Raw genomic sequence first — 21770 nt, forward strand, 5'->3', positions numbered from 1 at the left:
TCGTGTACCAGGCTGTGACAAGGCTTACACCGAAACGATCGCCGCGAGCGGCCCGGTCAACCCGCGTCCCACAGTTCGGCGCTGTGCACCGCGAGCAGGACGTCGATGCGGCCGAACCGCCGACGCGCACGGGAGTTCTTCGGCGGACGAAGATCGCGAAGTGCCCACCGGCGTGGCGGCTTTGTCGCATAATCGGGTTCGGTTGGCACGCAATGACATCGGGGGTCGATGAGCACGCGCAGAGCGGTGCTGCAAGCGGGAATGGTTGCCCCGCTGGCCGCTGCGTGCGCGCCGGACCTGCTGTTGGGCAGCTCGGATGCGGTGCGCGTAGGGGTGTCCTGGAGCGGACAGGAACTGGCGGCCTTCCACGCCGTGCTGGCCGGACTGGACCTCGGCTTCGCGGTCGAAGTGATCCCCCTCGGCGACAACACCGACACCGCGTTCACCGCGGGCGGCCGGTCCGCGCCGGACGTGGTGTTGCTTCCACAGGCGGGACGGGTGCGTGAACTCGCCGAACGCCACGAACTGCGACCTGTCGAGGAGACGGTGTGGGCCGACGAACTCGGCACCCGCTACGCCCAGCCCTGGCAGCAGTTGCTGCGCTACGACGATCAGTTCTACGGTGTGCCGTTCAAGGCCGCGGACAAGTCGCTGGTGTGGTTCGACCGGCAGCAGTTCGCCACCCACGGCCTGGGTGAACCGGCCGCCTGGATGCTCGGCGACTGGGTCGACCGGATGGAGGTGCTGGCCCAGACGCCGATCCGCCTGCTCGCGCTGGCCGCCGCCGACGGATGGGTGCTGACCGACTTCTTCGAGAACGTGCTGCTCGCCGAATCCCCGCGCATCTACGACGAATTGGCCTCCAAGCGCAGCCGCGAGTGGGACAACCCGGCGGTGCGGGCCGCGTTCGGGCATCTGAGGGTGTTGTGGGGGCAACGCCACGCCTTCCCCGGTGGCGTCGGCGTCACACTGACCAGGCAATTCTCCGACGCCGTGCGGGATGTGTTCCAGCACCGCCGCGCCGCGGCGGTCGTCGCCCCCGACTTCGCCGAACCCATCGTGCGCAGCGCGGTCCGCGCCTCCGGACGCAAGGTCGAAGACGCCGTAGGGGTCGTGCCGTTCCCGGCGGTGACCGCCGCGTCGGTGCGGCCCAAAATCGTCGGCGGCGACGTGATCGTGGTGACGCAGCAGGCGAACCCGCGCGCGGGCGAACTGGTCGAGAAACTGGCCGGGGACCGCGCCCCGCTGCCGTGGATCCAGCGCTACGGCGGTTTCCTCGCGCCGAACCTGCGCACCCAGGCGGATTACTCTCCGCTGCTGGCGCCCTCGGCGCGGGAGCTCGCCGCCCGCAGCACTTTCGATCTGTCCGACCGGATCGGGCCGGTCGGCGGCCGCGAAGGGCTGTGGCGGGTGCTGACGGAATTCCTCATCGCGATCGGTGACGGTGCGCAGACGCGGGTCACCGACGCCACCGAACGCGCGATCGCCGCGCTGGACGACGTCGAGCAGCGCCGATGACCTCACCGCCGCAGTTCGACATCAACGGTCTGCGCATCGAGCTGGCCACCCGCCGCATGCGCGGACCGCTGGTTCCCGGCGGCAGACCACGGCGGTGGCTGGGTTGGCTGGCGGGACTGCCCGCGACGGTACTGACGGTCGCGCTGTTGGCCCTGCCCGCCGGATGGACCGTCCTCATCGCCGCACGGGCACGCCCGGTGGAGGTCCTCGCGTGCGCGATCGTCGCGGCGAGTGCGCTGCTGCCCGCGGCGCTGCGCAGACGGCTGAAGGCGCCGCGGCGACGAATCACGGCGTGGGTCTTCGCGATCGGCGGAACCGTCGGCGGGCTGTGGCTGCTGGGCGGCACGATGACCGCCGACGGCCGGGGCGCCTACCTGCGCACGCTGCTGTGGGTGGCCTTCGGGATCGGGTTGCTGATCGTGGCGCTGGCGATCGCCTGGTGGGGGCGAGCGGCGCGATGGCTGTGGCTGCCGCTGATCGTGCCGTTCGGCGTGTCGGCGTTCGTATCCGGGGTGGCGTTCCGGGTGATCTTCGGCAACGGCGCCCGATGGCTGGACATCCAGGACGTCGGGCTCTACCGGTGGTGGCTGGCGGCGATGCTCGGGTCGGCGTTCCTGTGGACCTGGCTGGGCTTCCTCACCGCGCTGTTCCGCGCGGGAATCCATGCGATAGAAGCCGATCCGGCGCGCGCGGGGTACCTCTACCGCGACGACGGCAGGCCGCTGGCGATCCGCCTGTACGAGCTGCTGCGCCCGGTGCTGCTGATCGCCGGGCTGGCCGTGGGGGTCGCGGCCGCGCGCGTGTTCGACGTGGTGCTGATCGGGGTGCCCGGGGCGCTCGAGTACCAGGTCGACAGCGCGACCGTGCATTGGTGGCGGCTGGCCGCCGACGCCGACCCCGGCGTCGCCGCGGCCTACACGCTGCCGCTGGCGGTGCTGGTGGGCGCGGTCGCCTGGCTGCTGCAAGTGGACGTGCGCAGGCACCGCGCGAGCTGGTCGGCGGTGCGCGCGATCTCGGTGGCGGGACGGCGGCGCATCGGCCCCGGGCGCGCGGCGGGCATCGTGCTGGTCTCGCTGCTGGTGCTGTACCCGATCGGCGTCCTCGCCTACACCGGTGTGCGCGGACACGAGGGCTTCGGATTCTCCGCCGTCGCTCTGGTATTGGGCGACGACGGACTGTGGCGCTCACTGCAGACCACCGCCTGGGTCGCGGGGATCGCGACGGTGGTCGTGGTGACCGCGGCCGTTCCGGTGGCCTACCGGCTGGCCGCGCTGCGACCCAACGGCACCGCCGCCCGGCTGGCGGTCGTGGCACTGGTGGTGCTCGCGGTGATCCCGGCGCAGACCTACCTCGGGCCGCTCGACGGTCTCGTCGACGCCTACGAATTGTCGGGAACGCGGATCCCGCTGATCCTCGTGCACGCCGCCGCCGGACTGCCGGTCGCCATCCTCGTGCTGCGCGGCGCGATGCTCGCCCCACCGGGCAGCACGGCCTCCGACGCCCTGCACGGCCTGGCCAGTCCCGGCACCATCGCCCAGCGCGTGCTGGCCTCCTCCGGGCCCGCGCTGGGGGCGGTGGCGGTGCTCGAATTCGTCCAGGTGTGGAACGACTTCTTCATCGGCCTCGTGGTCAGCGGAGCGGGAGCGAGCCCGTGGTCGCTGCTGCTGTGGGGCGAAGCACGGCAATTCGGTGAGAACGTCGCGCAACTGGCCGCGGGAGCGCTGGTATCGGCCGTGCTGCCGGTGGCGCTGCTGCTGGTGACCTGGCGGCGCTGGGTCGTGCCCGGGCTGACCGGTGGAGTGCTGCGATGAAGCGGACCCCACCGGTCGCCACCGATGGGGCAAGGGAGGAACCGGGTGAGTACATCGACCGAACCCACCGAACCGGTCGGGCAGACCGCGACGCCGCGATCGTCCATCTGGATCGGTTTTCTGGGCACCGCGTCGCTGGTGGCCTACACCGTGCTGTTCGAGCTGGTGCGCACCCTGGTGGTGAACTCGTTCGGTGAGAACGCCCTCGTGCAGTTCTTCAACGGGCCGCTGCGCTGGTTGTCGGTGCTGTTCATCGCCGCGGCCGCGACCTATGCGCTGTCCCGGTTCGCCCGCGGTTATCGCACCAAGGTGCGCACCGCCCGTGAAATGGACCTGATCGCCGGCCTCGTCGAACCGGGCCCCGCACTGGCCGACGCCGGACCGCGGGTGGCCGCGCCGTCCCCACGGCAAGTCGCGACGCTGAACGGGCATCTCATCGCCGCGGTGCTGCGGGACCTGCCGGTGCACGACTACGAAACCGTCGCGTTGCTGGCAGTGCTCAACGCCATCCGGGACACGCCGGGACGGTTGCCGCTGGCCCGGGAACCCTCGGCGCGCACCGCGGCGAAACTGCTGGAGGGGCTGCGCCGCCGCGGGGTCCTCGCCCCCGATGGCGCGCAGCGGTTCTGCGTGCGTCTGGTGCCGGCGTCGCCGGATCGCGCGACGGTGACCGCCGGACCGCAGTGGGCCGCGGCGCTCACCGCGCTTCTGCACCACTACGCCGATCGAGCAGGCCGCTGGGCGATCGCGCTGGAGTCACGGCGCTTCGCCGTAGGCGCTCGCCGCTGGTTCGAGACCGAGGAACCCTACCTGCGCGCCCTGGTGGCCGCGTGCGCGGCGGCAGCGGACACCGAAACCGAGCCGGGCGTGGAATTCCCCCGGGTAGCGGTCGGGCACCTCATACGCCTCGGCCACGCCTTGGACGTGTGGTACGCCCGAAAGGGTTTGGGGGAGAACGCGAACGGGTTGGCCGACGACCTGCGCTCACTTCCCGGCATCGACGAACTGAACCGCGACCTGGTGATGCTGCGGGCGGGCCTGCTCAACGCGCGACCGCGGGGCTATCGGCCGCGGCGGTTGTCCACGAGCCTGGCCGCGCGCTGGGAACACCAGACGGCGCTGGGCGCGCTGGCCACCGCGGCGCCGGATCTCGACAAGGTGGCCGACCAGTTGGAGACCGCGTGGTGGTTGCTGCCGCGCGACGACGTCGCCGGTGAAGTGTGCGCCCTGATCAACCTCGCCGTCGTGCACATCCGGCAAGGACGCCTCGACGCCGCGCAGGATCGTCTCGAACTCGCCGAATCCCTCACCCGCGCGGGTCTCGATCCCGACGGGCGCGCGCAGACCCACGAGACCATGGGCGCTCTGTGGTGGGCCCGCGGCGAACCCCGCCGAGCGCTGCGCTGCTGGCAACTCGCCCTGACCGGCTACCGCGCGCTCGACGACGATCCCGGCATCGGCCGCTGCCTGCAACACCTCGGCTCCGCGATCGTCGCCGACCCCGATCACGCCACCCTGCTGCTGCCCAGCGACCCACCCCTCACCCGTACCGACGCCGTGCGCCAGGCCACCGGATGGCTCGCCGAAGCCCGCCGCAGGCATCCCGGCGCCCAGCACGTCGGATACTACGTCGGCCGAGCCCGTTCGAGAATCCGCGCCGATCGCGGCTTCCTCGACCTGCTCCCGGCCCGCCGCCGCACCCCCCTCACCCACATCGACCAGTGGCCCGCTGCCCTCGAAGACCACGCCCACCGGCCGCACGCCGACCGCTGACCACTGGTCTTCCAGGACGGCGCCGTTCGAGCCACCGGACCGGGTCTGGGGGAGTGAGCCGGGTGCGACCACAGCGGTAGCGGCACTTCGAGTGGCGGATGTGCAGTCCGTAGGGCTCTATGACGTGTGTGGGGTCGGCATCATCGGTGTGAGCGCCGCGCAGTTGGTGTCGAAGCTCGAGGCGAGCGTCGAGTTATCGTCGGCCGAGCTTGGCCAGTACCGGAAGAGGCAGGCGGCGCAAGGCGAATCCGATCGGGGCCCAAGGCCATGCGGGCACATGGGCGCGGGCGGATTCGGATTCGATGGCCTTGACCATCGCCCGCACACCCTTGTCGGTGGAGACTCGGAACGGTCTGGCTTCTTCAGTGGGACCGAGGTCGGATTCGATGAAGCCCGGGTAGAGCGTGGTGACAGCGATCGGCGTGGCGTGGGTATCCGCGCGGATCGCTTCGGCGAGCGTGGCGATGGCGGCTTTGCTGGCCGAGTATGCCTGCAAGCCCGGCATTCCCCGCAGCGCGGCGACAGAGGAGATCACGACCAGGTGCCCGGCCTGCTGTCGGCGGAATATCTCCATGGCTGCTTCGCATTGAGCGAGTGCGGCAACGAAATTGGTGTTTGCGATCGCCCGGTTGGCGGTGAAGCCGCCGGTGCCGATGGACTGGCCGCGGCTGATCCCTGCGTTGACGATGACGCGATCCAGGCCGCCGAGTTCCTGAGAAAGCCGGCCAAAGGCGGTGAAGACGCGGTCGTGGTCGTTCACGTCCAGTTGGGCGAGGGCGACGGTGATGGCGGGATGTGCGTGCTGGAGTTCGGTGCGCAGCTGTTCGAGGTGGTCGATTCGGCGGGCGCAGAGGGCGAGATTGCGTCCGCGCGCGGCGAATTCGCGAGCCATTGCCGCGCCCAGACCCGAGCTGGCGCCGCTGATGAGGATGTTGGTTCGTTCAGGCATGCGGAGGTTCCTTGTCCTCGTGTCCGGGCTGAAGGGCGCGGATCACGCGGGTGGCCAGTTCGGCGGCGAACTCGGCATCGGCGGGCTCGCGGGTGAGGAAGTGCCGGAAGTGGATCGGCGCTATGAGCAGTTCGAGGGCCAGGCGGGGGTCGGTATCGGCAGGGATTTCACCGCGGGCGACTCCGCGTCCGATCATTGCTTCGTTGGCCTTGTATCTCGTGTTCCAGAAGGCATTTCGTGCTTCGGTGATTTCCTCGGAGTCGGTGATGAAGGCGAGTGCGCGGGCCAATCCGTTACCCAGCGGGGTGTCGAGGTAGCCGATGAGCGCTGTGGCGAACGCGGTGAGGTCGCCGTGCAGGGTGCCGGTGTCGGGTAGGGGCAGGGTGCGTTCGCTTGCGGTGAGCATGACGTCCAGGGTCAGGTTTTCGCGGGTACCCCAGCGGCGGTAGATCGAGCTGTCGCGCACTCCGGCACGGCGGGCGATGTCGGGGATGCTGAGGCGGTCCACTCCGTGCTCGGCGACGGCATCGAGCACGGCCTGGTGGACGGCTTCCTTGACCTTCGCCGCGCGGCCTCCGGGCCGGCGCTGGGGCACGACATCTTCGACTTCGGCCATACCGACAACTAAAGCAGAATCTATTGCTTTTGGCTATTCCCTGTGTCTACGCTCGCTAAAGCAGAAACTTCTGCAAATCTGCGGTGTGAGGAGAGGCGCAACAATGACGTCGTTGCTGGAACTGACCAAACGAGTAGGGGTCAGCGCGTGCGCGATGACCCACACCACCGAACGCATGACCCATCGACTGGGGGTGGTGCCGTTCCTTCCTCGGTTGTCCGCGGACAGGTTCACCCATCTGGGCGGGATCGCCAAGGACGAGTTCCAGCGGCGGATGGGCGAGTGCCGTTCCTTCGAAGACGGACGCTGGGCCGGGTACTGGGAACGCTTCGCCGACGAGCACATCGCACGCGCCGACGCTGCGCTCACGCGCTTGAACGGTCCCGATACCCGGCAACTGCTGGACCCGGCCGCCGGGGTCGATTTGCGCCGACTGGGGGAACTTCTCGCGCCCGCGGTGACGATCCTTGCCGATCGCGGCACCGTGGCCGACCCCGATGCGGTGTCGCGGTTCATCGCCGCGCATCCCGAGCACGCCGACGCCGCGACCGCCGTGGACGGGCTGATCAAGGCTCTGGTGTATGAGTTCGTCGCGGCATGGCCCGGCTGGAGTCCGCGCCGGTTGCGCGCCTACGAGCGCTCGCATCGCCTGTGCGAAGTGCTGGTACCGGCGTTGGCGCCGGCAATGGGCATGAGCATCGAAGTGGTCCATATCCCGGTCGGCGCCCAGCAGGTGCGCGGCATCCTCATGCTGCCTGTCGGCGCCGAATCGGTGCCGACCGTGCTGGTCACGAACGGACTCGAAGGCACCATTGCCGAGGTGCTGCTTCCCCTGCTGGCTCAACGTGACAGCGGCATGGGCACTTTCGTGATGGAGATGCCGGGCACCTACTCCTATACCGAGCCGATGACAGCCGCATCCGAAGGCATCTATTCGACCGTCATCGATTACCTGTCCGCTGAGCCGCGCATCGACGCCGACCGGATCGGCATGACCGGCTTCAGCTTCGGCGGCTACTGGGCGACCCGGATGGCCGCGGTCGATCCCCGGCTGAAGGTCGTGGTCACCAACGGCCCGCTCACCCATCACAGTTTCGGTGCACGCAACTCGATCGGAATGCCCGAGATCATGGTCTCGACTCTGATGCGGACAGTGGGCGCCGCCGGCACCGCAGAGCTGTCCAAAAAGCTCAAAGCGTTGTCTCTGGCGCATCATTACCGCCGGATCGAGATGCCGCTGCTCGTGGTCAACGGTGCGCGCGACACCTTGGCCAGCACCCAGGACTCGATCGACCTCGCCGTCGAAGCCCCGAACGCGCAACTGGTGCTGTATGCCGACGACGATCATTGCGCCATGGGCAACGCCGAGCATTGGTCGGCGCTCACAGCAGATTTTCTCCGCAACCATCTGGTTCTCCGCGACCATCTGAACACCGTCGAGCCGGTGCAGGTGGCTCGATGAATCCTTCGACGCCACCGCTGCCGCGCATACGCCGCCTCCTCAACCGCGCCCGGCGCCGCATCGACGTAGAGGTCGACACCGGTGACGGGTGGCGTCCGGCCGCTGACGGCGGCTACGCTGCTTCCGCGGTTCCAGCCGCGTTCAGCACCGACTTCGAGCTGGCCCGCTACGACAGCTTGGGCCTGGCCGAGGGTTCCCCGGTGTTGCCGGTGTGCCCGGCCTCGTTCCGCGATTTCATGATCTTCGAGAAGCACGCGATCGATGGTGCCCGCGGCCTGGCCAGACGATTCGTGCCCGCCGGGTATCGGATCGGGCGGATCTACGAGGGGGTGACGCGCCGGACCTTCCCCCCGTTCCGCCCGCACGCACTGTGGTACCGCCAGCCGATCTACTACATGTCCAATGCGTTGACGATCGTGCCGTCCGGGATCGCGATCAGCGCGCCTTCCTACACTCGCGCACTGGATTTCGAACTCGAACTCGGCGTCGTGCTGGGCAGCCCGTTGCGGGATGCGACCGTGGCGGAAGCCGCCGCGGCGATCGCGGCGGTAGTCGTGATCAACGACTTCTCGGCCCGGGACATACAGCTGCCCGAGATGCGATCCGGCTTCGGGCCCCAACGCTCCAAACACTTCCAGACGTCGATGTCGGAGACCGCGGTCTCCGGACCGGCTGTGATCGACCAGCTCGACGAACTGTCCGCGTCGGTGGTCGTCAACGGAAACACGATCTCGCGCACCGGGACCCATGGCGCGCGGTACTCGATGGCCGAGGCCGTCGCACACGTCTCCCGCAGCGAACAACTCTATCCCGGTGAGCTGCTGTCCACCGGCACTCTGCCCGGCGGCTGCGGAATGGAGCTGGGGCGCTGGCTCGAACCCGGCGACGAGCTACGCCTGGAGATCGACGGCATCGGCGTCATCGAACACCGCATCCAGGCGTGAGGAGCCCTTCATGAAGATCGATCAGGTTTCCGACTCCGTCTATGCCGTGGCAGGTACAAACGTCAACTGGGCGTTGATCAGTGACGGCTCCGGGGTCACCGTGATCGACGCCGGCTACCCCGCCGACACCGCCGATGTCCTCGCCTCGGTGCGCCAGATCGGCCACCAGCTCACCGACATCGCCGCCGTCCTTATCACCCACGCCCACCTCGACCACATCGGCGCGATCCCGACCCTGATCGAGCGCGTGGGCATGCCGGTCTACACCGGTGCCGAGGAAGTCCGCCACGCCAAACGCGAATACCTGCAACAGATGACCCCCGCCGGAATGCTCGGACAACTGCGCACGCACCGAGGCCGCCGCTGGGTTGCCCACACTCTGCGCGCGATCCACGGCCACATCCGCATGAGCGTTCCCTCGGCGACCACCAGCGACCCCACGACCTTGGCAGGACTTCCCGGATCGCTCGTCGCGATTCCGACCCCGGGCCACACCAGCGGCCACACCGCCTACCTCATGCCCGCGGAGGAGGTCCTGTTCTCCGGCGACGCCTTGGTGACCGGGCATCCACTCGTCCGCCACACCGGGCCACAACTGCTACCGGCGGCCTTCAATCACGACGAGAGCCGAACCCGTGCCAGCGTATCGATTCTCGCGGCGCAACCAGCTCGGACCCTCGTACCCGGGCACGGCCTGTCGATCAGCGTCGACGCCGACACCATCGAACACGGCCTAGCGCTGCAGCACACCTCCGGATGCTCCCTTCGGTGAGGACTTCACAAAGTGACCACGCCTCCTTCCAGAACGTCGAGATCCACTACCCGGCCTCCCGCGAAAGGCCGTCGATGAAACTGTTCCTCCGCGCTGAACTCTCCGCCTGCGTCGCCACCACCCTCGTGGTCGCCGGAATGCCTGCGAGGTCGAAAGCGACCGCGGGCTATCCGTTCGTGCGAGGTACGCGCTGGCGTGGGCTGGAACCGCGCGGGTCGCGGCACGAGCGGATATTCGCTCGTGCTCCTTCTCGTGCGCCTTTAGGGTGGTGCCGGTATGGCGACGGCCCGAGATCTCCGGGGTGTTGTATCCCGAGCCCGCCGATCCCGACCACTTCCGCGACTACTACGTGAACAACCACCTCCCACTGGTCACGCGCATGCCCGGCCTGCTCGCGTGGCGCTACAGCTTCGAGGTGGCAGCGACGCAGGGGCAGACGCCGTACTTCGCGGTCTTCGAGGCCGAGTTCGCCGACGCCGCGGCGATGACCGCGGCGAGGTCGTCTCCGCAGGGCCGGCAGGTGGCTGCCGATGTCGCCAACTACGCCACCGGTGGTGCGGTCGTCATCCACTATCCGGTGCACAACGGCACCTGCTGAGCCTGGCCCTGAGGCACCTCCGTACCCGCGGTGAGCCATGTTCGCCACGTTCTCGCGGAATCGGTCCCCGCACTCTCTTCGGCATTACCGGATGGTTGGCCGGGTCGCAGTCGCCGGTTCAGGTTGGGGCATTTCGGTCGGTGGCGGCGAGGTGGTAGATCCAGTCGCGGGCAGCGAGCCGGCTCCAGCGCACAGCGGTGTTGATGTGTAGGCCAGCGGTCTCCGCGAGGACTGGGGTTCGGGACCGCGGGCACGCGTGATGCCCTTGCTGTAGGGCGTCAACCAGCGGGAACTGCTCACTCAAAAGCCAATACAGTGTTGCATCCGATGCTATAAAGGCACTTTCGCCTCATGGGGGGTCTTGTCCGGGCGCAATCCGCGCCAGCTGGGGTGGCGCAGGCCCTCGGGGGTGGCTTCGCGATATTCGATGTCGGCGACGAGGACGGGTTCCACCCAGTGCGCGGAGGCGGCGACCACGCGCGGCGGGGGGACGTCGAAAGGGGTGTCCGGGCGGGACAATTCGTTCAGGCGCGCTTGCAGGGCGCGGCGATCGTGGATGGTCCATCCGGTGCCGACGTTGCCGATATGTACCAACTGGCCGTGGTCGTCGTAGGCGCCGAGCGCGAGCGAACCGAACGTCGTGGAGAAACGCCCCGTGCCGGGCAGCCAACCCGCGACGACGACCTCCGTGGTCCGACGCAGCGGCGTCTTGATCCACAAGGGGGAGCGGCGGCCGGGGTAATAGGCGGAATCCAGACGCTTGGCGACGATTCCCTCCAGGCCGTGCTCGCGGGCGACCTCCATCAGCAGGTCGGGATCGACATCGGTGTAATGCGGCGGGGTGCGCGCCAGGGGCCGGTCGAGCGCGAGCCCGGCCAAGCGCTCGCGGCGCTCGGTATAGGGCAGAGGCAGGAAGACCTCGTCGCCGTCGGCCAGCACATCGAAGGCGAGATATTGCGCCGGGAATCCGCGCAGCAACTCCGCGCTGGGCGAGACCACATGCATCCGCCGCTGCAAGCGACCGAACGACGGCGCCCCCGTCCTGGGATCGGGCGCGACGATCTCCCCGTCCAGGATCAGCTCGCCGCGCTCGCCCAGATCCGCCAGCGCCGCCGTGAGCTCGGGAAACGACCCACTCAGATCACGACTGTTGCGACTGTAGAAGCGGCAGTCCCCGTCCCGGCAGCGCGCGATGGCGCGAATGCCGTCCCACTTCATCTCGAATGCCCATCGGCCGTGTTCCCGCGGTGGCCGTCCGGAGACGGCCAGCATCGGCGCCGGCACTGACAGCACACATCCAGCATATCTTCAGATTCACCGCAATTTGCCCGTCGGCACGCTATCCAACTGCGCTTACTGTGGGATATCCGTGAGAATTGTCTGCTCGATTTCTCGAGTGGCAAACTTTCTGCGGTCACAATCCGAGCTTGGTGACCGCGTTGTCTTCCAGCGGGTTGGCGGTGCGGATGTAGCCGTGGACGGTGCGCGGGTTGGACCAGCGGCCTTGGCGCATGATCTCGCGGTCGCTGGCACCGCCGAGCGCGGCCTGGGTGGCGAATCCGGCACGCAGCGAATGGCCGGAGAACAAGGCGGGGTCGAGCCCGGCCCGGGCCGCATAGCGCTTGACCAGTTCGGCGACCGCGCGCCCGGACATCGCGTGGGCGCCGATCGCGCCGTGGCGGGTGATGGTGGGAAAGAGCGGAAGGTCCGCGTCGGTGAGCGTCGTACCGGTGAAGCCGTGGCACCGGTGGATGTCGGCGGATCTCGCCGGAAGATCGGCCAGCCAGGCGCGCACGCCCGAAGCGCTTGCGGCGGCGTGCACTTCGCGCAGCCGCAACCAATCGGCGAAGGCGCAGACCGGGCAGGTGGCGGGGCGGCGGCCACGTGGAAGGGCCACGCGCTGTTCCGCGGCGCCGGTCGGGTCGGTCTTCGTCGCCGGCAGCCGGATCAGCAGGATCGGTTCGCCGGACGTGTGGTCGAGACCCACCTCGACGTCCCCGATGCGCAAACCGGCCAGTTCGCTGCGGCGCAACGCGCCGGCGAAACCGACGAGCAGGGCGAGCGCGTCCCTGCGGCGGGCGGGTTCGGTGGGCCAGCCCGGTTCGGGGAGCCCGCCCAGCAGTTGGTCGAGGGTGTGCAGCAGGACGGGGCGTTTGCGTTTGGGTTGCGTGCGACGGGTACGGCGGATACCGCGCAGCGTCAGGCGCACCACATCCGATCGGGTCGGCGACGGCAGGCCATTGGCCGCGTGCACCGCCGCGATGGCGGCCGACTTGCGTTCCAGCGTCGCCGGACCGAACGCCCATTCGCCGGTGTCGCGGCGTGCGTCGGCGGCCGCGGCCAGATAGACGGCGACATCCAGCGCGTCGGCGGGCAATGCCTGTCGGCCCTCGGTGGCGCACCACGCCGACCACGCCACCCAGTCGGACCGGTAGGCGCGCAGCGTGTTCGCCGATTGGGACGCTTCCAGATAGCGGCGCAGCGAACCGGCTTGGCCGTCGTCGAAGCGATCACGCACCAACCGCAATGCCGCCGCGTCCACCAATACGCTGCGCACCCCACGGCGCAACTCGCTGCGCACCGACTCGGGAACCGCTACCACGCTGGAACGATCGTCCATGGCTCGGCTCCCGCGTTTCCTATCGGTGTTCGGCTGTCCGCGCCGCAACGGCCGACGCGAGAAATCAGCCTACGACACCGCCGGGGCACGCCCGCGATCAGAAAGGTGCTCCAGTGCGCCCGATTCCGGTGCCTGGAAGCCGCCGATCTTCTGCTCGAGCAGTTCGGCCAGCCGCAGCGGGGTGCGGTCCTCGAACATCGGACCGATGAGCTGCACACCCACCGGCAGCCCCTCGGGGGACCGGCCTGCGGGGATGGCGGTGGCAGGCAGGCCGGGCATCGTGGCCACACCGGCCCAGACGACCTGGTCGAAGTACGGGTACTCGACGCCGTCGATGTCGATGTGCCGGTCCTCCAGATCTCCGTTGTGGTCGTGTGGGAAGGCGGGAGTGGGCGTGATCGGGCACACCACGGCATCGAACTCGGCGAACAGCCGCCGCCAGCCCTGGCGATGCAGTTCGCGACGGTTGTTCGCCTCGACCCAGCCGCGGTGGCTGAGCACCATGCCGCGCAGCCGCGCCGCATCGAGACTCCGGTCGCGCGCGCTCAGGGCGGCGGCGCGGCTGCGCAGCTGTTCGTACATGTCGGCCGGAAGGCTCGTGGCGGCGTTCGACAACATCAACAGCATGTAGAGCGTCGCCGCTTCGGTCGGATCGGGCAGCAGCGGACTGCGCCGTTCGACGCGGGCGCCCTCGTCGACCAGCGCCTCGGCGACCCGGTTCACGCCCGCCCGCACCGCCGATCCCGTCGCAATGAGCGGATGGTCCTCGATGATCAGGACACGGAAGTCCGACAGCCGCTCGTGACGCGCGGGCGGCAGTGCGACGTCGTAGGCGACGCCGTGGGTCAGCGCGTCCGGCCCGGCCATCACGTCGAGCAGCAGCGCGAGGTCGCGGGCGGTGCGCGCCATCGGGCCGACCACGGCGAGGTCGAGGTCGATCGGCAGCGCCGGCGCGGGCGGCGCGACCATGCCGCGGGTCGGTACCAGCCCGAGTGTCGGCTTGTGTGCGTAGACACCGCAGAAGTGCGCGGGGGTGCGCAGCGAACCGGCGAGGTCGGAGCCGATGGACAGCGCGCCGAACCCGGCCGCCAGGGCCGCCGCCGAACCGCCGGACGACCCTCCCGACGTGCGGCCGCGATCCCAGGGATTGTTGGTGGTGCCGTAGATCTCGTTGAAGCTCTGGAGATCTCGCAGCATCAACGGCACATTGGTCTTACCGAGCAGCACCGCGCCGGCTGCCTTCAACCGCGACACCTGTACCGCGTCCTCGGTCGGCACATAGTTCACGTATCGCGGCATGCCCCAGGTCGTGGGCAGCCCGGCCATGTTGTAGCACTCCTTGACCGTCACCGGAATACCGAGCAACGGCCGATCCTCACCGCGGGCGCGCGCCTCATCGGCACGGCGCGCGGCGGCTCGCGCACGGTCGAAATCCGGTACGCAGATCGCGTTGATCGCCTGGTCGTCCCGCTCGATACGCGCGATCGCCTCATCGGTCAGTTCCACCGATGTCACGTCACCGGCATGCAACGCAGCCGCGAGTTCTTCCGCCGACCGAAAATTCCAGTTCATGAAATCCGACGCTATTGGCCTGCCGGAAAGGACATAAAACGCCGCTTCGCGCAACGGAAAGTCGAACGGACCACCCGCACCGGTGAAATCACACGCCCGTTCTGCCATCGAGGACGTCCCACCGCAGGTCACAGCGTCGGCAGCGGGCCAAGTCCCTGAGCGCAGGGCATGAGAATGCCTCGCCGTGCAACGGGATAGATGTCTCAATACTCACCCACGTTTCTCCCCCGCCCACAGGCGATTCGCCCGACCATTAGCCGTGACGACGCGCGGCGGGATCTGTGTCGGCTTGGAAGTTCACGAGGCCGTCATCGGACGCCGCGCGTACTTCGTGAGGCTGCGAACCGCGATAACTCCTCAGCGCCGGATTCCGTACGAATGTTCTCGCCGGGTTCTGTTCGGTTCGACGGAGCGCCGGAATTTTCCTCAGCGCCGGATCCCGGGCGACTGTCCCTCAACCCCTCACCGCCGTCCTTGCGCAGATTCGCCGCGACTGCACCTCCGATGCCAGGCGGCGGGGGACCGGGTCGCTTTCGTTTTCCGGTCGATGCGGCGACCCGCCCGATGCGGCCTCATGCCGAGCCTTGTCCGTTCGCCGAGCGTTAGCCGTTCGCCGAGCCTCTCGTCGGTCGGGTCGATCCTCATCCGCTGAAATCTGCGCCCATCCGGGGGTGCACAGTTTTTGATACGTTCCGTTGATATTGCGTTTGGTTGCAATAAACGCTACGAAACGTATTTAGTTCATGATGATCGGATTGACGCACGCGGCCTGACCCCCGATAAGGTTCACTTATCGGAGGTCAGGCGGCGAGCGCCGACAAAGCCCTCGCGCCGATGGTCGGGCCGACCGGACAGCCCTCTGTCGAGGATTTCGCGCACGAGCGAGACAGGTGCTGCCGCGGATCGCGGAGAGTCGGTGTCCTATTTGCGGTACGCGCGGAACGTCGCGCGCAAGTCGTCGATGATGAGGTCGGGTTCTTCCATGGCGGCGAAGTGGCCGCCGCGCTCGAATTCGGTCCAGCGCACGATGTTGTGGTTTCGTTCGGCGATGCGGCGGACCGGGATGCCCAGGTCGTGCGGCATGACTGCCACGGCGACCGGCACATCGGTCTCGGGTTCGGGCATTCCCCAGGTGGCGGCGCCTTCGTAGTAGTAGCGCGCCGACGAGCCCGCGGTGGCGTTGAGCCAGTAGATCATGACGTTGGTCAGCATCGCGTCACGGTCCACGGCGTCCTCGGGCGCGTCGGTGGAATCGGTCCAGTCCTTGAATCGTTCGACGATCCAGGCCAATTGCCCCACCGGTGAATCGGCGAGCGCGTAGGACAGCGTTTGAGGGCGACTGGCCTGCAGCATCGCGTAGGCGCCGAGTTCGTACTGGGCGCGGCGAGCCAGTTCGACGGCACGCTGTTCGGCAGGGTTGTCGGGGTCGGCGGTCTCGGCGGTGACCGTGGCGGAGGCGATCATCGTCAGATGCACCGCGACCAGGTGCTCGGCGTCGATCACCGCCAGCTGCCGGGAGATCGCGGCACCGGTGTCTTCGCCGTGTGCGGCGTAGCGGTCGTAGCCGAGGCGGCGCATCAGTTCCGCCCATGCCCGCGCGGCGCGCGCGGTCGACCAGCCGACGGCGGGGCCGGAGAACCCGTACCCGGGGATGGTCGGCACGACGACGTGGAACGCGTCCCGCGCGTTGCCGCCGTGCGCCACCGGGTCGGTCAGCGGCCCGATCACCTCGAGGAATTCCACGATCGATCCCGGCCATCCGTGTGTGAGCACCAGCGGCAGGGCGTCGGGTTCGGACGAGCGGACGTGCAGGAAGTGCAGGTTGTGGCCGTCGATCTCGGTACGGAACTGCGGGAAGGAGTTGAGCCGGGCTTCCTGGGCGCGCCAATCGTAGGTGTTGCGCCAATAACCGGCCAGTTCCCTGGTGTAGTCGAGCGGGATGCCCTGCGCCCACCCCGCCTCGGGATCCGCGTCGGTCCAGCGGGTGGCGTCCAGCCGCCGATTCAAGTCGTCGAGCTGCTCTCGGGGGACGTCGATCCGGAAGGGGGTGATCTCTGTGCTCATGAGAATCACACTATGACCTACCTAGGACAACTCCGGCCCTAGGATCTGGAACAAACGGGAAGCGCCGGGTGCGTCAGGCAGCGGGTCGGGTTGCGCCGCCACCGGGGCTACGATTCTGCGGTGTCGAAGGTGTGCAACTACCCCGGTTGTTCTCGTCCCATCACCAGCGCGGCAGGGCCTGGTCGTCCCTCGGAGTACTGCGACCGGGCCGATCACACACGCTGGCGCGCATGGCGGGAACGGCAACGGCAGCAACAGGAGTCCGAAGCCGCGGCCGCTACCGTCACCGTGACGAAACCCGGACCGGTGACGGTCGCGCGGCTGCGAGCCGACGAGCTGCTCACCCAGTTCCGCGGACTGGCCGAACAGTTGAACACCACGCTGAATGCCGCCGTCGCGGAATTGTCCACGCTGGCCGACCCGGCGATCGCCGAGGCGCAGGTGCAGGCGGTGCAGGTGGACGCGGCACGGCGGATCGCCGAGGCGGAGGGCGCGGCCGTGGCGGCCGAGCAGGCCCGGCGGGAGGCGCAGGAGGCTCGGGAACTCGCCGAATCCGCCGCCGACGACGCCGCGAGCGCCGCCGAGCAAGCCGAAGCGCTGATCGCCGAGGCGAATGCGGCGCGGGAGGACGCGCTGCGCGAAGTCGAACGTGTCACCAAGCAGGCGGCCGACGACGTGTTCGCCGCCCGCAGCGCCGCGGAAGCCGAGATCCGCGGCGTGCGCCGCGAGTCCACCGAGCACGCCGAACGCGTCGAACAAGAAGCCGCAGAACGAGTTCAGCGCGCCGAACGTCGTGCGGAGACCGATATCGAGAACGCCCGGCGCGAAGCGTCGGCGCTTGTCGCGGCCGCCCACTCCGAACGCGATCTCGCCGTGCAGCGCGCGGCGGACGCCGAACGAACGACCGAACGAGCCGAGCGAGCCGCCGCCGAGCGAGCCGAAGCCGCTGACGAGGCGCGAGCCGAATGGCGCAGGGCGCGCACCGAACTCGACGCCACCCGCGCCGAGCTCGCCGAAACCCGACGCACCGCGGCGGCCGAACTCGCCGCTGCCCGAGCCGAAGCCGCCGCGGCTCTGGACAAGGTGCGTGCCGAAGCCGCCCAGCGTCTGGAAGCGCTCGACGAGGCCCGCGCGCAGACCCTCGCCCGCGCCGAACGCGCCGAAACTCAACTCGACGAACTCCTCGCCGAAACGCGCCGCAAATCGCCCGCGACCGAACCTGTGCCGCCCCATGAGGCCTGATGGACTGACTCCTCCGCGGCGGCGGGCGCTGGAGGCGAGCTGGCGGCAGGCCGCGGGAGTGCGCCTGTCTCCAGTGCGCACCGTCGGCACACCGTCTCTTGCAGGAAGATTCGGTTCGGCGCAGGATGGTGCGTCCCCAACGGACATCCTGGTGGATGACCGTGTCGTACCGGTCCATCGCCTCTTGGTGGGGCCGGGGCGGGGATCGCCGTCTGGTCAGTGCGCCATGGCGCCTCGGTCCTAATGCGACCGGCGTATTGCTCTCGCTCATCAGGTGATTCGGGTGTGGCGACCTTCGGCTGTGCCTTCGGCGCGGGAGACGATGCGGCCGTGATGGGGCAAACGAGTCGCTAACCGTCGCTTCGGTCATATCATGTAGCTATGCCCGAAACCGAGATCGGAGGGCGTGCGGAACCACTGGCCGGCACAGCCCGGCAGACGGTACTGGTGGCCGGTGCCTGCTCGATGATCCTGGGTGTGGCCCTAGCGGTGTGGCCGCACAAGTCGCTGCCGACAGCGGAACTGCTGTCCGGCGGCTACCTGCTGCTCAACGGTGTCCTACAGCTGGTGGTCGCGATCGGCGCCCGCTTCCTCACCGCGCTGCGAATGCTGGTGCTGGTCAGCGGCGGGCTGTCGGCCCTGCTGGCGATGCTGTGCTTCGCGGGTGGGAATTCGACTCTGCTGCTGTCGTTCTGGATCGGACTGGCGTGGGCGATCCGCGGGATCTGTCACGCCACCGTAGCGGTATGGGTCGACGACCTGCCCGGACGCGGACGCCAAGAGCTGTTCGGACTGGTCACGCTGGTGCTCGGCATGCTGGTGGCCACGGTGCCGTTCGACTCACCGGACGCACTGGGCTGGGTGGCCGGCCCGTGCCTGCTCGCGATCGGGACAATGGAGGCATGGTTCGCCGCGGGTACCCGGCGCGGCGTTGTCGCGATACCGGGCATGGTGGCGACCATGCGCCTCGACGGCTGACCCGGCACCCATCCGGTGGCGAGACGCGCGGTATCCAGGTTGACTGGGCGCCATGGCATCCCAGCATTCCGAGCTCCGGTCGCCCGCCGAGCTGATCGTGGTCACCCGCGGCGCCGACACCGCGATCACGCCGATGGCTCTGCGCGACAGTCACAGCGCGCAAGCACGTCTGGAGGAATTGCTGCCCCCCGGCGGGGAACTGGTGCGCATCTTCGGACCGGCCAACCGCTTGGAGCGCCGGCTCGCCGGTGGCCCGCATCTGGAGACCGGTGCGGAATATCTGAACTACTTCTACGTCACCGGTGTCACCGGCGAGCTCGACGAGCTGGCCGCGCGGTTGCGTGCCGCCGAAGAGGTGGCGGCAGCCTATGTGAAGCCGCCCGCCGAACCGCCGATCGCACCGGAGGGCGTTCGAGCGATCACGGGCCGCTCCGCTGCCGAGGCGCCGCCGGTGACGCCGGATTTCGTCGTGCGGCAGGGGTATCTGGACGCCGCGCCGCAGGGCATCGACGCGCGGTGGGCCTGGACGGTTCCCGGGGGCCGGGGTACCGGCGTGCGTGTGGTGGATATCGAGGGCGCATGGCGGTTCACCCACGAGGATTTGCGGGTCAACCAGGGCGGTGTGATCGGAGGCAGCCCCTCACCGGAGCTGGGCTGGCGCGACCACGGCACCGCGGTGGCCGGTGTGATCAGCGGTGACGTGAATGCCTACGGCATCACCGGCATCGTGCCCGAGGCCTACATCCGCGCGGTGTCGATCTTCGGAAACGGATCGGCGACCGCGATCCGCTCGGCCGCGGACACACTGAACCCCGGCGACGTGCTGCTGCTCGAACTGCACCGCCCGGGACCGCGTTTCACCTATGCCAACCGGCCGGACCAGCGCGGTTACATCGCGATCGAATGGTGGCCCGACGACTTCGCGGCGATCGGGTACGCGATCGGCAAGGGCGTGGTCGTGGTGGAGGCGGGCGGGAACGGCGGCGAAGACCTCGACGCCGCGCTCTACGACAACCGCCCCGCGGAGTTCCCGAGCACATGGCGCAATCCGTTCCGCGGTGGCAAGGCCGACTCCGGGGCGATCATCGTCGGAGCCGGTGCGCCCCCGCCCGGCTTCCACGGCCGTGACTACGGCCCGCCCCGCTCCCGCTTGCCGTTCTCCAACTACGGCGAACGAATCGACGTGCAAGGGTGGGGTCTGGAAGTCACCACCACCGGGTACGGCGATCTGCAAGGCGGTCCCGACGAGGACCTCTGGTACACCGACGTGTTCAGCGGAACCTCGAGCGCGTCGCCGATCGTGGTCGGCGCCGTCACGAGCTTCCAAGGCATGAGCGCGGCCGCGGCCGGACGCAAGACGCCCGCCGAGGTGCGTACGCGGCTGCGGGAAACCGGCTCTCCGCAAACCGATGCGCCGGAACGGCCCGTATCCCAGCGCATCGGCAACCTGCCGGACCTGAAATCGATGATCCTGCCGCGGTGAGCCGTCGAGGTGGCGCTCGGAAACACCTGTACGCCCGCGCGGCAAGAGCTGATTCCGCTGGGTGGAATTCACTGAGAACATAGTTGCCTGGAATGGAATCAGTAGCGCGGACCCAGGCGAGTGGTGGCCGACCGCCCACCGGAATCCGCCGCGGCCCGCGCCGTGGGTGCTATGTCCGTGGCGCGGCGCCGCTGATGATGCGGTGGATGGTAGATCCGTTCGCGCGGAACACCGAGCTGGTCGGTCGCGGGGTTCACCGGGACGGTTCACGGAACCCCGCTACGGAACACCCGTGAGCTGGGACCGGGCCCGCGCCGCCTGGTGTTCCGGTGGCCGATCGTCTAACGGAACACTGGCCGGACGCCCGGAACCAGCAGCCGGCTGCCAGACAGTCGACACGGCGCGCTGGGCGTGGTCAAAGGATCGGCAGGTCAGGAGGTATCCGCGTCTATGTGTTCGTGGTGGTCGTCCCGCAGCCGCCCGCGGCGGTGAACGGGTGGATCAGCTGGCGGGCGTAGTCGACCGGGTAATCGGGTTCGGCCGCCATGCCGAGCTGTTCGGAGGTGAAGCGCCGGCCGGGATCGTAGGAGTAGGTGCGGTAGAGGTGGTCCCAGAGCAGGGTGAACAGCCCGAAGTTCACGTCGCCGATACCGGCCCACTTGAGGTGATGGAAGCGGTGGCCCGCGTTGAGCGCGAGGACGTATCCGGCGGGACCGACACGGTAGTCGGCATTGGAGTGCTGTAGCAGCAGCTGGATCGCGACGGCGAGGGCGAGAACGGAGGCCACGTCGACGGGCAGGCCGAGCAGGATCAGCGGCGCGACGCCGGCGGCCATCTCGACGGTCTGGTGGACGGGATGTTTCATCAGGCCGTTGAGTCCGTAGAACCGGGTGACGCTGTGGTGCACGGCGTGGAATCGCCACAGCAGCCCGATCTTGTGACTGGCCAGATGCACCGTGGTGATGCCGAAGTCGGCGATCAGTACGGCAAGGAGGACCTGTCCGGCGAAGGGCAGCTCGCCGGGCCAGATCCGCGCGTTCGGGACGATCGCGGCCAGCAGCGGAATGGCGGCGACACTGATCAGGATCAGGGTTTCGTTGACCGTCGCGTGGATGCGGTCGCGGCGACTGTCGCCGAGGTCGTGGTTCCAGCCCTGCTCGTACGGGATGATCCGTTCGGCCAGAAACGAAGCTGCGATCGCCGAGGCCAGGATCGCGAGGAGCCAGTATTTCGGGGCGCCCGCAGCCGAGAGGGCGATACCGAGCCCGTTGAGCCCGAGCAGCATGAACGGTACATAGGCATACCGCGTGATCCGTTGTGCCGCCAACAGTATGGTCGTGTGCATGTGTTGAGCGTGCTGGCTCGACA

17 protein-coding genes are annotated in these 21770 nt (G+C 68.8%); 10 read left to right on the forward strand and 7 right to left on the reverse strand.

From position 1 onward, the window contains the following. The first annotated feature begins 228 nt into the window (after nucleotides 1-228). Genes ABZ803_RS20900 through ABZ803_RS20910 form a run of 3 tightly spaced genes read left to right on the forward strand, consistent with a single transcriptional unit; the run spans nucleotide 229 to nucleotide 5102 of the window. Complete coding sequence (locus ABZ803_RS20900; protein WP_357040567.1) at nucleotides 229-1518, forward strand: ABC transporter substrate-binding protein; 1290 nt, start codon at nucleotides 229-231, stop codon at nucleotides 1516-1518. Beyond that, nucleotides 1515-3329, forward strand: a complete 1815-nt coding sequence (locus ABZ803_RS20905) for a hypothetical protein (RefSeq protein WP_357040570.1) — start codon at nucleotides 1515-1517, stop codon at nucleotides 3327-3329. Before ABZ803_RS20900 ends, ABZ803_RS20905 begins: the two co-directional genes overlap by 4 nt. 45 nt (nucleotides 3330-3374) lie before the next feature. After that, a complete protein-coding gene (locus tag ABZ803_RS20910) occupies nucleotides 3375-5102 on the forward strand; it encodes a tetratricopeptide repeat protein (RefSeq protein WP_357040573.1) in 1728 nt (575 codons plus the stop codon). 193 nt (nucleotides 5103-5295) lie between these two features. Here ABZ803_RS20910 and ABZ803_RS20915 read toward each other — a convergent pair whose 3' ends face one another. Both ABZ803_RS20915 and ABZ803_RS20920 read right to left on the reverse strand, forming a co-directional pair. After that, the gene (locus tag ABZ803_RS20915; RefSeq protein ID WP_357040575.1) at nucleotides 5296-6051 is read right to left on the reverse strand and encodes an SDR family oxidoreductase; all 756 of its coding nucleotides are present in this window, start codon (nucleotides 6049-6051) and stop codon (nucleotides 5296-5298) included. Next, a complete protein-coding gene (locus tag ABZ803_RS20920) occupies nucleotides 6044-6667 on the reverse strand; it encodes a TetR/AcrR family transcriptional regulator (RefSeq protein ID WP_357040579.1) in 624 nt (207 codons plus the stop codon). The genes ABZ803_RS20915 and ABZ803_RS20920 overlap by 8 nt, the downstream gene beginning before the upstream one ends. On the opposite strand from ABZ803_RS20920, the gene ABZ803_RS20925 reads away from it, so the two are divergent. The 4 genes from ABZ803_RS20925 (at nucleotide 6606) to ABZ803_RS20940 (ending at nucleotide 10443) form a co-directional block, all read left to right on the forward strand. Next, nucleotides 6606-8129 (forward strand): alpha/beta hydrolase, encoded by a 1524-nt coding sequence (locus ABZ803_RS20925; protein WP_357040582.1) that lies wholly within the window; start codon nucleotides 6606-6608, stop codon nucleotides 8127-8129. The genes ABZ803_RS20920 and ABZ803_RS20925 overlap by 62 nt on opposite strands. Next, complete coding sequence (locus tag ABZ803_RS20930; protein WP_357040585.1) at nucleotides 8126-9073, forward strand: fumarylacetoacetate hydrolase family protein; 948 nt, start codon at nucleotides 8126-8128, stop codon at nucleotides 9071-9073. The genes ABZ803_RS20925 and ABZ803_RS20930 overlap by 4 nt, the downstream gene beginning before the upstream one ends. A 10-nt stretch (nucleotides 9074-9083) precedes the next feature. Next, the gene (locus tag ABZ803_RS20935) at nucleotides 9084-9845 is read left to right on the forward strand and encodes an MBL fold metallo-hydrolase (RefSeq protein ID WP_357040588.1); all 762 of its coding nucleotides are present in this window, start codon (nucleotides 9084-9086) and stop codon (nucleotides 9843-9845) included. A 268-nt stretch (nucleotides 9846-10113) separates the two neighbouring features. Next, complete coding sequence (locus ABZ803_RS20940) at nucleotides 10114-10443, forward strand: EthD family reductase (RefSeq protein ID WP_357040591.1); 330 nt, start codon at nucleotides 10114-10116, stop codon at nucleotides 10441-10443. A gap of 330 nt (nucleotides 10444-10773) precedes the next feature. Here ABZ803_RS20940 and ligD read toward each other — a convergent pair whose 3' ends face one another. The 4 genes from ligD to ABZ803_RS20960 all read right to left on the reverse strand — a co-directional run bounded on the left by ligD (nucleotide 10774) and on the right by ABZ803_RS20960 (nucleotide 16699). After that, the gene (gene ligD / locus ABZ803_RS20945; protein ID WP_357040742.1) at nucleotides 10774-11715 is read right to left on the reverse strand and encodes a non-homologous end-joining DNA ligase; all 942 of its coding nucleotides are present in this window, start codon (nucleotides 11713-11715) and stop codon (nucleotides 10774-10776) included. 142 nt (nucleotides 11716-11857) lie between these two features. Then, entirely contained in the window at nucleotides 11858-13063 is a 1206-nt protein-coding gene (locus tag ABZ803_RS20950; RefSeq protein WP_357040594.1) for a site-specific integrase, read from the reverse strand. A gap of 69 nt (nucleotides 13064-13132) precedes the next feature. After that, nucleotides 13133-14635 carry an amidase gene (locus tag ABZ803_RS20955; RefSeq protein ID WP_357040597.1) on the reverse strand — a complete coding sequence of 501 codons (1503 nt, stop codon included), beginning with the start codon at nucleotides 14633-14635 and terminating at the stop codon, nucleotides 13133-13135. 921 nt (nucleotides 14636-15556) lie between these two features. Beyond that, a complete protein-coding gene (locus ABZ803_RS20960; protein WP_357040600.1) occupies nucleotides 15557-16699 on the reverse strand; it encodes an epoxide hydrolase family protein in 1143 nt (380 codons plus the stop codon). 288 nt (nucleotides 16700-16987) lie between these two features. On the opposite strand from ABZ803_RS20960, the gene ABZ803_RS20965 reads away from it, so the two are divergent. The 3 genes from ABZ803_RS20965 to ABZ803_RS20975 all read left to right on the forward strand — a co-directional run bounded on the left by ABZ803_RS20965 (nucleotide 16988) and on the right by ABZ803_RS20975 (nucleotide 20402). Further along, nucleotides 16988-17941 (forward strand): hypothetical protein, encoded by a 954-nt coding sequence (locus tag ABZ803_RS20965; RefSeq protein ID WP_357040603.1) that lies wholly within the window; start codon nucleotides 16988-16990, stop codon nucleotides 17939-17941. 381 nt (nucleotides 17942-18322) lie between these two features. Then, complete coding sequence (locus ABZ803_RS20970; protein ID WP_357040606.1) at nucleotides 18323-18919, forward strand: DUF308 domain-containing protein; 597 nt, start codon at nucleotides 18323-18325, stop codon at nucleotides 18917-18919. A 52-nt stretch (nucleotides 18920-18971) separates the two neighbouring features. Continuing rightward, nucleotides 18972-20402 carry a S8 family peptidase gene (locus ABZ803_RS20975; RefSeq protein ID WP_357040609.1) on the forward strand — a complete coding sequence of 477 codons (1431 nt, stop codon included), beginning with the start codon at nucleotides 18972-18974 and terminating at the stop codon, nucleotides 20400-20402. A 448-nt stretch (nucleotides 20403-20850) separates the two neighbouring features. Here ABZ803_RS20975 and ABZ803_RS20980 read toward each other — a convergent pair whose 3' ends face one another. Beyond that, entirely contained in the window at nucleotides 20851-21747 is an 897-nt protein-coding gene (locus ABZ803_RS20980; RefSeq protein WP_357040612.1) for a sterol desaturase family protein, read from the reverse strand. Nucleotides 21748-21770 lie beyond the last annotated feature (23 nt).

Source organism: Nocardia sp. NPDC047648 (assembly GCF_040642815.1).
GTDB classification, from domain to species: Bacteria; Actinomycetota; Actinomycetes; order Mycobacteriales; family Mycobacteriaceae; genus Nocardia; species Nocardia gamkensis.